We start from the raw sequence: 14790 nt of genomic DNA on the forward strand, positions 1-14790 counted from the left end.
GTTAAACCTTCTCGACTTCCGGCCGGCCCAGGATACCTGTCGGCTTGAAGATCAGCACGAAAGCGAGGATGGCGAAGGTCGCCACATCCTTGTAGGCGATGGTGAAGTAGGCCGACCAAAGACTTTCGATCAGGCCGATCATCAGACCGCCGAGAACAGCGCCCGGAAGCGAGCCGATGCCGCCGAGAACGGCCGCCGTGAACGCCTTGACGCCGGGCACGAAGCCGTCGTTGAAGTTCACCACGCCGTAATACATCAGGTACATCGTGCCGGCGACGGCGGCGAGCGCCGCGCCCATGATGAAGGTCACCGAGATCGTCTGGTCGACATTGACGCCGAGCAGCGCCGCCATCTTGCGGTCCTGCTCGGTGGCGCGCTGCGCGCGGCCAAGCGCCGTATGATTGACGAGATACCAGAAGACGGTGAGCAGCACGGCCGTGATGATGATGATCACGATCTGCTTCAGCGAGATGGTGATGCCACCGATGTTATAAACGCTGCTGATCAGCGGCGGGATCGGCTTGTTGCGCGGACCCTGCGTCACCTGGATGAAGTTCGACAGCACGATCGACATGCCGATCGCGGTGATCAGCGGCGCCAGCCGGAACGAACCCCGCAGCGGCCGATAGGCGACGCGCTCGATCGTCCAGTTCCACAAACTCGTCATCAGCATCGCGATAAGCAGCATGACCAGCAGCAGAACCGCGACTGGAAGACCGGCGAAAATGGATGTGAGGACGAGAAAGACGATAAGGGCGGCGAAACCACCGATCATGAAAATATCGCCATGGGCGAAGTTGATCATGCCGATGATGCCGTAAACCATCGTATAGCCGATAGCCACGAGGCCATAGATGGATCCAAGAGTCAGCCCATTGATGAGCTGCTGGACAAAATATTCCATATGTCTTTCCCCTGGACACAGAAGCGTGAAATGCCTGCGTCTCTTGTTATTAGAGCCCTTGCTGGGCCCTTGTTCGAAGATTTCATACTGTTTTCAAGGCAAAAGGGAAGCGTAAAATTGCAATGCTCCAAAGTTCTTTACCGTTTTGGTGAAAATGACTTTCTGGAGTTCAGAAAGTTGATTTTTTCAACACAATCCAGCCTCCAACGCCACTTTTCACCGCAAATTCACTTCTCACATGCATCTTCGTCTTCCGCCTGTCCGGCGACAAACCGCCAAACCACGGTTGCGTCCTTTTGCGACGGTGGCACGGCGGTGCAATCAGGCGCGAAAGCGACTATATGATAGACATGACAGAGAAGCGATCGAACCGGCCCGCGATGCTTGAGACGTTTGAACGCGCCGCGCTGCAGGCCGGCAAGGCGATCATGGATGTGTACCGGGCCGGCTGCACCGCCGCCAGCAAGGCCGACAACAGCCCGGTGACGATCGCCGACGAAGAGGCCGAGCGCATCATTCTCGCGCATCTCCATCGCGATTTCCCCGATATTCCGGTCATTGCCGAGGAATCGGTCGCCGCCGGCATCGTGCCGGCGGTCGGCTCGTCGTTCTTCCTGGTCGATCCTCTTGATGGCACGCGCGAATTCGTCGACAAGCGGCCCGAGTTCACCGTCAACATCGCCTTTATCGTCGATGGCCACCCGGCGGCCGGCATCGTCTTCGCGCCCGCCATGGGCGTGGCCTTTCTCGGCGAGAGCGGCACGGCCGAGAAGCTGCATATCGGCCCGGACTTCCGCGTCGAAAAGCGGCTGCCGATCAATGTTCGCCTCGCCAGGGCCGAACGCACGGCGCTTGCCAGCCGGTCGCACGACAGCCCGCGGACGGCGCGCTTCCTGGCCGAGCAGGCCATATCCGAGTGTCGGAATATCGGCTCGTCGCTGAAATTCTGCCTTCTCGCGGAAGGAGAAGCGGACGTCTATCCGCGCTTCACCCGCACCATGGAGTGGGACACCGCGGCCGGCGACGCGATTCTGCGGGCCGCCGGTGGCTGCACGGTAACGCTCGACGGCCGGCCCCTCACCTATGGCAAGACAAGGCAGACCCACGACGCCGACTTCGCCAATCCGGATTTCATTTCCTGGGGCAATCCTCCCCGGCTTTGAGCGCGGGGACGTCTTTCGCGATTATCCGTTTGAAATCAGCGGGCGACCACGCGCGCTGTCCCCCTTTCCCGATACGCTCCTACGATTTGCGACAGTGAAACCGGCCGCAAAACGGGAGCTCGATCGTGTCGGACCAGACAAACAACCTCGCCTTGCCCTATATCCTGCCGTCACAGGCGCAGAAGCATGTGCCGCACAACGAGGCGCTGCGGCGCCTCGACACCGTGGTCCAGCTGGCGATCCTCGGCGAACGCCAGTCACCGCCCGAAACCGCACCCGGGACACCGGCCGAAGGCGATCGCTACCTCGTCGGCGCCGACCCCCAGGGCGAATGGCTCGGCCGGCAAGGACTGGTCTCCGTCTGGCAGGACGGCGCCTGGGCTTACCAGTCGCCCAATCCGGGCTGGCGCGCCTTCTTTCTCGACACCCGCCAGCTGCGCGCCTTTGACGGGACGAACTGGAACGCTATCTCGCTCGACGCCGACGGCTCGCTGCCGATGATCGGCGTCAACGCGGCGGCGGACGCGGTCAACCGGCTGGCGGTCGCCTCGGAGGCCAGTCTCTTCAGTCACGAAGGGCAAGGTCATCAACTCAAGATCAACAAGGCCGATTCGTCTCAAACCGGCACGCTTCTCTTTCAAACCGGCTGGTCGGGCCGCGCCGAGATGGGGCTCGCGGGAAGCGACGCCTTTTCGATCAAGGTCAGCGGCAATGGAGACGACTGGTCGACGGCGCTCATCGTGTCACCCGATGGCCTGGTGCGCACGCCGTCCCGGCCGATCGTGCGGGCATCGCCCGCGGCCGGAACCTCCTCTCCGCCATCGGCAGGCCGCACCGGCTTTACGGATATCCACGTCGAGCAGGGCGGCTTTGAACTGGGGGCCGCCGTTCCCTCCGGCACCGGCGCGCGGCTCATCGTTCCGGCGGACGGCCTTTACCTGCTGTCGCTGTCCTCGAGCACCCTCACCTCCGCCGGCCACGGCGTGGCGATCGAGGTCAATGGCACGACGGTCGTTGCCAATGCGGGCGGCCCCGCCTCGGCATCACCCGCGCGGCAGACCGCGACCACCATCGTCTCGCTGAACCGGGGAGATTGGCTCGCCTTGCTGCACAGCGGCGCGGCGCAATACGAATTCGGAGCCGCGAAGACCGAACTCTGCGCCGTCATGCTCTGACGACGTTACAGCAGGCGGTAGCGGAATGCCCGCGCGACCGCCTGCATGCGGTTGACGGAATCGAGCTTGCGCATCGCGCTCTTCAGATATCCGACCACCGTGTGCGGCGAGAGCTCCAGTATGATGGCGATCTCGTCGCTGCTCTTGCCGGCCGCGGACCAGCGCAGGCATTCGATCTCGCGGCTGCTGAGGCTCTCCAGCGGTTGCTCGGTGACCTGCAGGCGAGCGTAGAGGTCGAGAAATTCCATCGCGCTGAACACATGCGCCATCGCCTCCTGGCGCGAAAGATCAGCCCGCGCGCCGGAAAAGGCGAAAATATACGGCTGGCGATCGGCGTCATGCAGCACGAAGGCAAATGTGCGGCGAAATCCCAGCTCCCGAAACAGGCCGGTGATCCGCTGGTTCTTCGGGTTCGCCGCGCTGCTTTCGAATGCGCTGACATCGAACGACACCGGCAGGCTGGATTTCCTGAGCTCGCAAACAAGCGCGCTATTGTGAAACAGGTCATCCTCGTCATAGGCGGCAACGAGGCTCTCCGGCCAGTTGCTGAAGATGTGGTTTCCCGCGAAACCGCCATTGTCGCCGTGGGGAAAACCCGCGAACAAGTAGTGGCTGAAGCCCGCCGCTTTCGCGAGCCGCGCCAGGCGCTGCTCGGGATCGGTGGTCGATAGGCTGGATTTTTCCGACGATAAAAAAGCAATATCCGCCGCGCCGTCTTGCACGGCGCGTTCTTCATTCCGCATCGATTTCGTCCTTCAAAGGCTAAATTTGCCTAAAAACGCTCTTCTGGCAGCAACAATCAAAGTATAGGAAAAGAAAAATCGCTCGCTTCAACACCAGGCAAAGCCCGAACTTCGATCCCCAACACGGACAGAAAGAACAATCGCGCCGACGCACGACCTTCTATCTGCCATTGGGGAGGCTTATAGTTTGACGAAGATCAGACAACTAATATTCATTGTGCATGGCTCCCATGCGCTCATGGCAAATTTACGTAAGGGAAGCCATGCGCGGCGACCCGCGAAAGCGCCGTGATCCGACGCGGTTAAATTTATTATCAAAGTGTTACGATGCGTTTAGGCAATTTTTAAATGTGACAAGCTAGAGTGGCTCTCGTGGTCTTGAGTTGTGTAGAGAGTCCAATGACCGAAATGATACGTCCCCGAGTTAAATATGTCATCGGCCCCGATGGCAGCCCGCTGACGATTGCGGATTTGCCGCCGCCGAATACTCGGCGCTGGGTAATTCGCCGCAAGGCGGAGGTTGTCGCGGCTGTGCGCGGTGGCCTGTTGAGCTTGGAAGAAGCTTGCGAACGCTATACCCTGACCGTCGAGGAGTTTCTCTCCTGGCAGTCCTCGATCAACAGCCACGGTCTTGCCGGCCTGCGCACCACGCGCATCCAGCAGTATCGCCATTGATTAGTTTTTGAAGTTCATTCCATTTCAGTTCGGGCCGACCGCACATCACGGGATGTGAAGCCGGCCCGAAGCTTTTGTTGCTTGCCGGCATTCATTCCATTGCCGAACTGAACCGACGCTCCAGGCGCGGCCACCGTCCACAAAGACCACTCGGACAGGGGCTGCGCGAGCAAGGCTCGGCATCGCCTTCGCAAGCGCCAGCCCCGCCAACTCCCCTTCATCGAAGCCTTCCTTTTCATCGAACACTGCCTTTCTTCGAACAATGCGTCACCCTTGGCGACCTTTGCTTTGCGCGGGCGCCATGGCACGTTTCGTTTGACGCAATCGAAAGGAGACGGTTCGGATGAAGATCACCGACGAAGAAAACGCATCGGGCGGCCGCTACGTGGCCGAGCTTGAAGGCCATCAGGCCGAAATGACCTATTCGCGCACATCGCCGAAACTCATCATCATCGATCATACCGGCGTGCCGGATGCGCTGCGCGGCAAGGGCGTCGGCCAGGCTCTGGCGTTGCACGCGGTCGAAGCCGCCCGAACCGGTGGCTGGAAGATCATTCCGCTCTGCCCCTTCTTCAAGGCGCAGGCGGTTCGCCACGATGAGTGGCGCGACGTCATCAATTGAGCTTCTGACGGTGAAAAACGCCAAAAGCCATGTATGACGGACAGCACGCCCGTCATGCATGGCTTTTATGAGATGACACCCCGGATGCCCGAAGGCATCGATCATCCTGGCTTAGAGCGCCGTGCGTCCGAATGGACGCACAAAGGACGCTCTAACACTTTGAATCTACGCATCGAGCTTTCCGAAAATCGATTCCGATTTTCGGGCCGATGCGCTAGGCTCGTGCCCGAACCGCTCCGTCGCGCTCCTCGAGCGCGGCAGCGCGTGCATATTCCGCCTGCATCTCTTCGAGCGTCTGCTCCAAGGCCTCTTCCTGCATCCTCAGTTCCTTGATCGAAACCTGAAGATTGTCCGCGCGCTGGCGTGCTGCCTTCGCGAAGGTGGGATAGGCGAAGTGATTCGGGTCGGAAATGCCGGACTTCTTTTCCTCGACGACGATCTGGCTCTCCAGATCCTTCGTCATACGGTCAAATTCAGACATCATCATCTGCAACTGCTGCAGTTGACGACGCTTTTCGTTCACCTGAAACTCTTTCAGACGAACTAGGCTCTCACGCGACTTCATACGCATTACTCCAGTGATGCGAGACCCCGGCTTCACTTGAAACCGCCCTTTAGCTGCCGCCTTCATGCGACTTGCCCAAAAAATTTCCCTCGGCGTTAACAAAAACCTACCGCTGGTAACCTTTCGTTTACGGGCATCGTTAATGATAGTGCCGATGATTTAAGGGTCGGTAAACACAACTACGCGATTTCCGGTCCGTTTCATTGGTGAGTCGAATGAATCGCTTGCCGGCCTTTCTTAATGTAACAGTTGAGAATAGGGCCTTGCGGATTCTCGTTGGAAAACAGCGGAATGGACAAAATATTTAATAAATTGATTACCTCTTGCCAGAGTGAATCAGAATTTGTTAACCATTTCGTGGCAGCTTCCAAATCACGCAGTGACATTTCTGTATCGCGTAGGGGCCAGACCACCTTTCGGCGGCGGTAAAGGGGATAAGAATGCGGGTACTACTCATCGAAGATGACAGCGCGACAGCGCAGAGCATCGAACTGATGCTCAAGTCAGAAAGTTTCAACGTCTACACCACCGATCTAGGTGAAGAAGGCGTCGATCTCGGCAAGTTGTATGATTATGATATCATCCTTCTTGATCTCAACCTTCCAGACATGTCCGGATATGAAGTGCTGCGCACTCTCCGCCTGTCCAAGGTTAAAACACCGATCCTGATCCTGTCCGGCATGGCCGGCATCGAGGACAAGGTTCGCGGTCTCGGCTTCGGCGCCGACGACTACATGACCAAGCCTTTCCACAAGGACGAACTGGTTGCTCGCATCCATGCGATCGTCCGTCGTTCCAAGGGTCACGCCCAGTCGGTCATCATGACCGGCGAACTGATCGTCAACCTCGACGCCAAGACCGTCGAAGTCGGTGGCCAGCGCGTTCACCTGACGGGCAAGGAATACCAGATGCTGGAGCTGCTTTCGCTCCGCAAGGGCACGACCCTCACCAAGGAAATGTTCCTGAACCACCTGTACGGCGGCATGGACGAACCGGAACTGAAGATCATCGACGTCTTCATCTGCAAGCTGCGCAAGAAGCTCGCGAATGCGGCCGGTGGCGCCAACTACATCGAAACCGTCTGGGGCCGCGGCTACGTTCTGCGCGAGCCGGATGGCGCCGAGTACGCCGAAACAGCCTGATATCCGATTTCGGTCCCTACGCCGATCATCCCTAAAATCCCGCCTCCACGGCGGGATTTTTTGTGTCCATGGACAGCCTGAAACGACAAAAGCCGCCCCGAAGGCGGCTTTTGCGTTTGGATCGAATGGAAATCTCAGGCGGCGATGGCGCGATTGCCGAAGACCGCGGTCAGGATCTTGCGATCGAAGGGCTTCAGCAGGAAGTCCGTGGCCCCTGCCCGCTTGCCCATCATCAGCTTCTTCAGGTCGGCCTCGATCACGCAATAGTAGATCTTGACCTCCTTTCCGCCTTCCATGGCGCGAACCGCCACGATCAGATCAAGCGCGCCATCCATGGACGAATCGACGATCAGGTAATCGGGCAGTTCCACCTGGCAATGGGACAATGCTTCGCTGGCGCTGGAGGCTTCACTGACCATGAAGTCGAGTTCGGACAGAATCCGCTTCCCGACCTTACGAACGACGTCCGACGAATCGGTGATCATGAACCTTTGCATCGCTGCTCCATTGCCCCGCTTCTGTCCCGGCGGGCATCTTCACGGGCAAGGATAGAAACATTCGGCTAAGGAAGTATTACTTCGATACAAGCAATGTGCCGGGATTTTCTCCCGGCCGGATTTTCGATCAGGCCGGAATGACTTCGGCGGTGAAGACGATCTCTTCGGCGCTGGCGCTATGGCCAAGCTTCATGCCGCACTCTTCCGCGAGCAACACTGCGTAATAGGGCTGGATCGTGTGGGCATCGATCGCTTCTTCGATCTCACCCGTCGAGATCTCCACGAACTTCGGCGGCAGTCGCATCAGCTTGCCCTTGGCGACGAGCGTGAACTTGGCGTCGAATTCAGGGTTTTCGAGCGTGATATCGATCTGGCCGCCGCGCGGGATCGAGGAATAGGCGACGAGGAACAAGTTGAGCAGCAGCTTGACGCGGTTCTTCGCGATGATCGCGCGCGGTCCGGTCCAGACCACCTCGGTCTTCTTCTCGGCGGCGGCGAAATCCTTGGCGGCGCGCTCGGCTTCGCCAGTGTCGATCGACGCACCGACGGAGCCGGAAGCGCCGAAGGCAAGGCGTGCGAATTTGAGACGGACCGAGGCGTTCAGCGCGCTGGTGCGGATAAGATCCATGGCGTCTGCATCGGCGCCGCCCTCGTCGAGCAGTTCAAGGCCGTTGTTGATCGCGCCGACGGGCGAGATGACGTCATGGCAAACACGGCTGCAGAGAAGCGCGGCCAGATCAGGGCCGGTCAGGGTAAGGTTTGGATTCTTCGACATCATTGTCTCCAAGAGGGCGGTGATTCATTCCGCCACACATATTGCTTCATCATTGCACGAAGTTTGCGAGCGTACTCGGCGCCATAATGACACCATATTTGGTAAACCGATTGTTAAGACCATCCGCGCAAAATGATAGAAACGCCGGAAACGGCTCCATGTATCGACCATGATGAACGGATGACACCATGCGCCCCTCAATCCTAGGAAGATTTCTGGCCGACTGCCGGCGGGTCTCAATACTCGCGATCTCGTGCCTGATGCTTGCCGCTACCCAGGCCGCGGCCCAGCAGACCGGCAGCGATCAGTATTCGGTTCAGGAAATTGTCGATGCCGGTCACTCCTTCTTCGGCTCCACCAGCGGCGGTCTTGCCAAGGCGGTCGAAGCGGCCTTCCAGAAGTACGGCTTGCCGAACGGCTATATCCTCGGCCAGGAAGGCTCTGGCGCCTTCATCGCCGGCCTGACCTATGGCGAAGGCCAGCTCAACACCAAGAACGCCGGCGAGCATCCGCTCTACTGGCAGGGTCCGTCGCTCGGCCTCGATTATGGTGGCCAGGGCACGCGCGTCATGATGCTGGTCTACGACCTCCCGTCGACCGATGCGATCTACGCCCGCTTCGGCGGCGTCAGCGGCCAGGCCTTCGTCATCGCCGGCTTCGGCATGACGCTACTCAAGAACAACAACGTCCTCGTCGTGCCGATCCGCACCGGCGTCGGCGCCCGCCTCGGTCTCAACGTCGGCTACATCAAGATTACCCAAAATCCGACCTGGAACCCCTTCTGACGGCAAGCGCACGGCGAACTCTGTGTCGCCGTGACCCATCCGCCACTTGCCCTAACGGCGTTGGCCGCTTAATCATTGGCTGACGCAAATCAACTTCTGGAAGCAGTGGCCTTGCCGTGATCGAATACGCGCTCTTGTTCGGATTGGGCTTTCTGGCCGCGGCGTTCCTGGTTTTCCTCGTATCGCCGGCCGTTCATCGCCGTATCGTCTGGTACACCGAAAACCGCATGCGCGCCACGATGCCGCTCAGCCCCCAGGAAGTGCGTGCGCAAAAGGACATGGTCCGCGCGCTTTACGCAGCCGAGAACGCCCGCACGACGCAGGACCTGATTCGCGAACGCGAAAAGTCGATGTCGCTGCAATTGAAGTACGACCACATCGCCCGCGACGCCGGCCACTTCGCCTCCGAGATCAGCGCGCTCCAGGCCCAGATCGCCGACATGAGCGTCGAGGCCGCAGAACTGCGCTCGCATCTGCGCAAGGACGAGAACTACATCAGTCAGCTGAAGACCAGCCTGCATATCGCCGAGCAGGCGAGTGCCGCCAAGGAAGGCGAACTCGACGCTCTCCGCATCCGCCTGAACAAGATCGCCGAACAGACCGACAATCTGAAGATCGACATGGCCGCGCGCGAGACCGAGTTCGAGAACCTCACCTTCAAGCACAGCGGATTGCGCAGCGAGCGCGACGAGCTCCGCCAGGACGTGAGCCTGCTGCAGAAGCGCGCCAAGGATGCCGAACAGAAGCTGACGCAGCAGGAACACACGGTCATCCGCCTGGAAGACCGCGCCGAGCGCGACAAGGCCACGCTTGCCGACAAGGAGGCGCTTCTAACGCGCCGGCAGCAGGAGCTGACCAAGCTCAAGGATCAGGTGAAAGCCGCCAACGCCGACATGCGCAAGGCGAACCGCGCGCTTCGCTCGGCGGGCCTCGCGCCCCTCGTTCTCATCCCGCCGCAGGAAAAGCCCGTGCAGGAAGACGCCCCGATATCCGAACTGGACACGGCCGCCGTCGCCGCGCGCCTCGCCGAGGAAGTGCGCGCCCGCAGCGCCGCCGTTTCCGAGGAAATCCTTGCCGCCAGGCTGAACACCTCCAAGGACGGCGCCATCCGCGAGGAAATCGCGACGATCGCCGCCGACATGGTGGCGCTGACCGCCATCAACGAAGGCAAGGCATCGCCGATCCGCAATCTGCTGCCGGAGACGGCGGAAACCAAGGACGGCGAGCGCATCGACCTCGCCCAGCGGGCCGCAACGATCCTGTCGCAGCCCGGCTAGCCAAGCCCGATACCGGTGAGCACGACAAAAGATCTCAGATACGCTTCGCCGTGGACGACATGGCAAACAGCGCGATACCCGTCGCGGTGGCGACGTTGAGGCTGTCGAGCCCCGGCGATTGCGGAATGCGGGCGCTGCGAAACCGCGACAGCACCGCCTGCGGCAGCCCCTCGCCCTCGGTGCCGACCACCAGCGCCATGCGCCCGGAGGCCGGAATGGAGCGGATATCAACCTCGCCGCGCGGCGACAGCGTCCAGATGGCGAAGTCGCGCTCGGCGAGTTGCGTCAGCAGCGCAAGCGCGTCGCCGCCGCGTTCATATGGAACGCTCAACACCGACCCGACCGAAACGCGCATCGCCTTGCGATAGAGCGGATCGCACGAGGTCTCGTCGAGGAAGATGGCATCGGCATCGAAGGCGGCCGCGTTGCGGAACATCGAGCCGGCATTGTCGTGATTGGAAATGCCGCAGCCGACAAGCACCAGCGAGCGCTCGGGCAGCCGCTCGATCAGCGCACCGTCCCGTGGCTGCCGCCGCCCCAGCGCCAGCACGCCGCGATGCAGATGGAAGCCGACGATACGGTCGAGCACGTCCGCTTCCGCGACATAGACGGGAACGTCCTCCGGCAGCCGCTCTAGAATATCGGCGACGCCGTCGACACGGTTGCGCAGCAAAAGCACCTTTTCGGCCGCGAAATCGCCGCCCGCCCGATGGGCCTCGGCAAGCATGCGCAGCACCACGGTTCCCTCGGCGATGAACCGGTGATGCCGTCCCGTCAGGTCGCGTTCGCGAATATCGCGAAACTCGGCGATCTCGGGGTCGTCGGCATTGTCGATCGCAATCAGCCGAGGGGTCATTGTCGTCAGCCGCCGTTGACGGTCACGTCCGCGATGATGCTTCCAGCCTTGATGTCGAACACCAAAGCCTTGCTCACGCCCTCGGCGGTCTTGCCGAAGAACATGATCTGGCCGCCCGAAAGGGACGAGGACTGGAGAACGAAGCCGGCAGGCAGGTTTGCCGTCACGGAAACAGGCGCATCCGACGGAATCCCGGCGGACGTGATCGCGACCGGCTGCTTGGCCGGCGCCCACATCGTCTTGTAGACAACCGCGCCGAAGACCGCCATAAGGCTCACGAACATGATGAAGCCGGAGACGATCTGCAGGCGGATCATCTTGCGTCGGACATTTTCCATTGCCGGATCGAGGGGCTTTTCTTCCTGATCGTCTTCTGGCTGGACATTCGTCATATATGGCGTTCCATTCTATAAAATACTTCGGAGAAGAAGCGTCTTGAGCGACCCCTTTAAACAAGCAGCCGGCATTAGGAAAGTCCTGACGGCGGATGAACATGCCGAAGGCAGGCTTGATGCGTGGATGACGGCGCAGCTCGGCGAGGAATTCTCCCGCAGCCGCGTCAAGGTGCTGATCAAGGAGGGCCAGGTCACCTCCAAGGGCGCCGTCGTCGCCGATCCGCAGAAAAAGGTTCGCCCCGGCGACGTCTTCGAGATCAACCTGCCGGAGCCCGAGGACCCGACGCCGAAGGGCGAGGATATCCCGCTTGACATCCTCTACGAGGACGACGACCTGATCGTCATCTCCAAGCCATCGGGCATGGTCGTGCATCCGGCCGCCGGCAACTGGACGGGAACGCTGGTCAACGCGCTGATCTATCACTGCGGCGACAGCCTGTCGGGCATCGGCGGCGTGCGCCGCCCCGGCATCGTGCATCGCCTCGACAAGGACACGACCGGCGTCATGGTCGTCGCCAAGAACGACGTCGCGCACCGCCACCTCTGCGCCCAGTTCGCCGACCACGGCCGTACCATGCCGATCGAGCGCGCCTACCAGGCCGTCGTCTGGGGTCGTCCGCGCACCTTGACCGGCAGCGTCAACGCGCCGCTCGGCCGCGACACCGGAGACCGCACCCGCCGCGCCGTCAAGCGCCCGGGCACGGCCGATGCCGACGAGGCGATCACCCACTATGAGGTGATCGAGCGTTTCCACGAGACGCCGGATGCGCTGTCGCTGGCCTCGTTGGTCGAGTGCCACCTGGAGACCGGACGCACCCACCAGATCCGCGTCCACATGGCCCATATCGGCCATCCGCTCCTCGGCGACACCGTCTATGGCGCCGGCTTCAAGACCAAGGCCAACCTTCTGCCGGAGGCCGCCAAAAAGGCGGTCAATGGTTTCGGCCGCCAGGCGCTGCACGCCTACATGCTGCAGTTCGAGCACCCGCGCACCGAGGAAATCATGCGCTTCGAGGTTCCCCTGCCCGACGACATGGTCGCGCTGGTCGAAGCATTGCGCAATGCCGAGCTGTAACGGCATCGTGAAACCGGTTTGAGCCTTGAACTACGGTTTCGCCACACTTATCTCTACACTGACTTCGTGCGGGCTTTGACAAAGCCGCATGTTCCCGGTTCGCCTTCAAGACGCAGGGACGCGTCAAAGCGGGGACCGGAATTCAGATAGGAGGGTGCAAGAATGGCCCGAAGCAGTTTGCCGTCCATTACCGCCGGCGAAGCCGGTCTCAATCGTTATCTCGACGAAATCCGCAAGTTCCCGATGCTGGAGCCGCAGGAAGAATACATGCTGGCGAAGCGGTATTCCGAACATGGCGACCGCGAGGCCGCGCATCGTCTCGTCACAAGCCACCTGCGTCTCGTCGCCAAGATCGCCATGGGCTATCGCGGCTATGGCCTGCCGATCGGCGAAGTCGTGTCGGAAGGCAATGTCGGTCTGATGCAGGCCGTCAAGAAGTTCGACCCGGAACGCGGTTTCCGTCTGGCCACCTATGCGATGTGGTGGATCAAGGCCTCGATCCAGGAATACATCCTGCGGTCCTGGTCGCTCGTGAAGATGGGCACCACCGCCAACCAGAAGCGCCTGTTCTTCAATCTGCGTCGCCTGAAGGGCCGTATCCAGGCCATCGACGAGGGTGACCTGAAGCCGGAACATGTGACCGAGATCGCAACCAAGCTGCGCGTCTCCGAGGAAGAAGTGATCTCGATGAACCGTCGCCTGTCCGGCGACGCCTCGCTCAACGCGCCGATCAAGGCGTCGGAAGGCGACAGCGGCCAGTGGCAGGATTGGCTCGTCGACGATCATGACAGCCAGGAAGACGTGCTGATCGAGCAGGACGAACTCGACACCCGTCGGCGCATGCTGGCCAAGGCAATGAGCGTGCTCAACGACCGCGAACGCCGCATCTTCGAGGCACGCCGCCTCGCGGAGGATCCGGTGACGCTCGAGGACCTGTCGAGCGAATTCGACATCAGCCGCGAGCGCGTGCGCCAGATCGAGGTCCGCGCCTTCGAAAAGGTCCAGGACGCCGTCCGCAAGGAAGCGCTCGACCGCGCCAAGGCCGTCCGCGTCGTCGAAGCCACAGCCTGAGCGAATCAATCCCCAAATGACAAGGGCGGGTCTCACGACCCGCCCTTTTCGTTCATAGGGTTCCGAGCAGTGCCGTGCCCGCGAGCAGGACACCGGTCAGAATATTCGCCAGGAACAGGCGATAATTCACTTCCGGGCGAACGAGATCGATCCGCGCGGTTTGCCACGCAAGGTGGGCGGCCATGACCAGAATTCCAAGCACATAGGGTAGTGAGACGCCAAGCGACCAGCCTCCGATCGCCCATGCGCCAGTGGCAAGGCCGTAAAAGACGCCGATCAGCGCTCTGCCATGCCGGCCGAACAGGATCGCTGTCGATTTCAGCCCGAGCCGCTTGTCGTCCTTGACGTCGACATAGGCATACACGGTGTCGTAGCCGATCTGCCATGCGATCGCCCCGCCCCACATCAGGATGGCGCCGAGCGGGATATAGCCGGCGACCTCGGCCCAGGCCATAAGCATGCCCCAGTTGAACGCCGCTCCAAGAACAGCTTGCGGCCAGTAGGTGAAGCGCTTGCAGAGCGGATAGATGAAGACCAGCGGAACGACACCGATTGCCACCAGCCGCGCATAGGGCGAAAGGAAGAGCAGCAGCGAGGCGGCCAAAGCAAGCTGAACGGCAAGAAAAACCACGGCTTGCGGAACGCCAATCTGCCCGTTTGCCAGAGGCCGGAAGCGTGTTCGCTCGACGTGGCCATCGAACTTGCGATCGGCGATATCGTTGACGGTGGAGCCGGCACTTCTCATCAGCAAGGCGCCGAGTGAAAATATCAACACTTGCCGAAGATCGGGAAGCCCCTGCGACGCCTGGACAAGCGCGGCCCAGCACGGGAAAAGCGTGAGCCATATGCCGACAGGACGATCGAGCCGCGCCAGACGGGTGTAGGGTCGCCATGCTCTGGGCAGCCTGCGCTCCACCCAGTCGTCAAGGTCGATATCGCTGAGATCCGGACGGCTTGCGGTGTTCATCTTGTTCAAACTCCAGATCAACAAGCTCCCGCAGCAACGCTCCGCGACACTGCCCGGCATTCAACCTTGAAACGGCTCAAGTCTCGGCAAAAAGGGCAAGTCT

At 60.8% G+C, this 14790-nt stretch carries 17 protein-coding genes; 9 read left to right on the forward strand and 8 right to left on the reverse strand.

The window, feature by feature from the left end; genetic code table 11:
- Nucleotide 1: 1 nt before the first annotated feature.
- Nucleotides 2-904 (reverse strand): branched-chain amino acid ABC transporter permease, encoded by a 903-nt coding sequence (locus GGQ67_RS13030; protein WP_183900586.1) that lies wholly within the window; start codon nt 902-904, stop codon nt 2-4.
- A 380-nt stretch (nt 905-1284) separates the two neighbouring features.
- On the opposite strand from GGQ67_RS13030, the gene cysQ reads away from it, so the two are divergent.
- Entirely contained in the window at nt 1285-2067 is a 783-nt protein-coding gene (cysQ, locus tag GGQ67_RS13035; protein ID WP_183900670.1) for a 3'(2'),5'-bisphosphate nucleotidase CysQ, read from the forward strand.
- Between the two features lie 125 nt (nt 2068-2192).
- Nucleotides 2193-3242, forward strand: coding sequence for a DUF2793 domain-containing protein (locus GGQ67_RS13040; RefSeq protein ID WP_183900587.1), 1050 nt, complete (start codon nt 2193-2195; stop codon nt 3240-3242).
- Nucleotides 3243-3247: 5 nt separating this feature from the next.
- On the opposite strand, the gene GGQ67_RS13045 is transcribed toward GGQ67_RS13040, so the two are convergent.
- A complete protein-coding gene (locus GGQ67_RS13045) occupies nt 3248-3985 on the reverse strand; it encodes a helix-turn-helix transcriptional regulator (protein WP_183900588.1) in 738 nt (245 codons plus the stop codon).
- A gap of 399 nt (nt 3986-4384) precedes the next feature.
- On the opposite strand from GGQ67_RS13045, the gene sciP reads away from it, so the two are divergent.
- Nucleotides 4385-4660, forward strand: coding sequence for a CtrA inhibitor SciP (gene sciP, locus GGQ67_RS13050; RefSeq protein WP_007533628.1), 276 nt, complete (start codon nt 4385-4387; stop codon nt 4658-4660).
- A gap of 343 nt (nt 4661-5003) precedes the next feature.
- Complete coding sequence (locus GGQ67_RS13055) at nt 5004-5282, forward strand: GNAT family N-acetyltransferase (RefSeq protein ID WP_183900589.1); 279 nt, start codon at nt 5004-5006, stop codon at nt 5280-5282.
- 214 nt (nt 5283-5496) lie between these two features.
- Here the strand turns inward: GGQ67_RS13055 and GGQ67_RS13060 are convergent, their stop codons facing one another.
- Complete coding sequence (locus GGQ67_RS13060) at nt 5497-5847, reverse strand: hypothetical protein (protein WP_018897078.1); 351 nt, start codon at nt 5845-5847, stop codon at nt 5497-5499.
- A gap of 440 nt (nt 5848-6287) precedes the next feature.
- Between GGQ67_RS13060 and ctrA the strand changes: the two genes are divergently transcribed.
- Nucleotides 6288-6989 (forward strand): response regulator transcription factor CtrA, encoded by a 702-nt coding sequence (ctrA, locus tag GGQ67_RS13065; protein ID WP_003542362.1) that lies wholly within the window; start codon nt 6288-6290, stop codon nt 6987-6989.
- Between the two features lie 134 nt (nt 6990-7123).
- Here ctrA and GGQ67_RS13070 read toward each other — a convergent pair whose 3' ends face one another.
- Together GGQ67_RS13070 and chpT are read right to left on the reverse strand one after the other, a co-directional pair.
- Nucleotides 7124-7486: a response regulator gene (locus GGQ67_RS13070; protein ID WP_018897077.1), complete on the reverse strand. Its 363-nt coding sequence runs from the start codon at nt 7484-7486 to the stop codon at nt 7124-7126.
- 127 nt (nt 7487-7613) lie between these two features.
- Nucleotides 7614-8264: a histidine phosphotransferase ChpT gene (gene chpT, locus GGQ67_RS13075; RefSeq protein ID WP_183900590.1), complete on the reverse strand. Its 651-nt coding sequence runs from the start codon at nt 8262-8264 to the stop codon at nt 7614-7616.
- A gap of 185 nt (nt 8265-8449) precedes the next feature.
- On the opposite strand from chpT, the gene GGQ67_RS13080 reads away from it, so the two are divergent.
- Nucleotides 8450-9046, forward strand: coding sequence for a DUF1134 domain-containing protein (locus tag GGQ67_RS13080; RefSeq protein ID WP_183900591.1), 597 nt, complete (start codon nt 8450-8452; stop codon nt 9044-9046).
- 116 nt (nt 9047-9162) lie between these two features.
- On the forward strand, nt 9163-10323 hold the full coding sequence (locus GGQ67_RS13085; RefSeq protein WP_183900592.1) for a coiled-coil domain-containing protein: 1161 nt from the start codon (nt 9163-9165) through the stop codon (nt 10321-10323).
- Between the two features lie 34 nt (nt 10324-10357).
- On the opposite strand, the gene GGQ67_RS13090 is transcribed toward GGQ67_RS13085, so the two are convergent.
- Both GGQ67_RS13090 and GGQ67_RS13095 read right to left on the reverse strand, forming a co-directional pair.
- Nucleotides 10358-11179: a TrmH family RNA methyltransferase gene (locus tag GGQ67_RS13090; protein ID WP_183900593.1), complete on the reverse strand. Its 822-nt coding sequence runs from the start codon at nt 11177-11179 to the stop codon at nt 10358-10360.
- A gap of 5 nt (nt 11180-11184) precedes the next feature.
- Complete coding sequence (locus GGQ67_RS13095; RefSeq protein WP_183900594.1) at nt 11185-11571, reverse strand: hypothetical protein; 387 nt, start codon at nt 11569-11571, stop codon at nt 11185-11187.
- Nucleotides 11572-11614: 43 nt separating this feature from the next.
- On the opposite strand from GGQ67_RS13095, the gene GGQ67_RS13100 reads away from it, so the two are divergent.
- Both GGQ67_RS13100 and rpoH read left to right on the forward strand, forming a co-directional pair.
- Nucleotides 11615-12649: an RluA family pseudouridine synthase gene (locus GGQ67_RS13100; RefSeq protein ID WP_183900595.1), complete on the forward strand. Its 1035-nt coding sequence runs from the start codon at nt 11615-11617 to the stop codon at nt 12647-12649.
- A 162-nt stretch (nt 12650-12811) separates the two neighbouring features.
- A complete protein-coding gene (rpoH, locus tag GGQ67_RS13105; protein ID WP_183900596.1) occupies nt 12812-13720 on the forward strand; it encodes an RNA polymerase sigma factor RpoH in 909 nt (302 codons plus the stop codon).
- 52 nt (nt 13721-13772) lie between these two features.
- Here rpoH and ubiA read toward each other — a convergent pair whose 3' ends face one another.
- Entirely contained in the window at nt 13773-14687 is a 915-nt protein-coding gene (gene ubiA, locus GGQ67_RS13110; protein ID WP_183900597.1) for a 4-hydroxybenzoate octaprenyltransferase, read from the reverse strand.
- Nucleotides 14688-14790 lie beyond the last annotated feature (103 nt).

It is taken from the genome of Rhizobium metallidurans, assembly GCF_014196505.1.
Taxonomy (GTDB): Bacteria; Pseudomonadota; Alphaproteobacteria; order Rhizobiales; family Rhizobiaceae; genus Rhizobium; species Rhizobium metallidurans.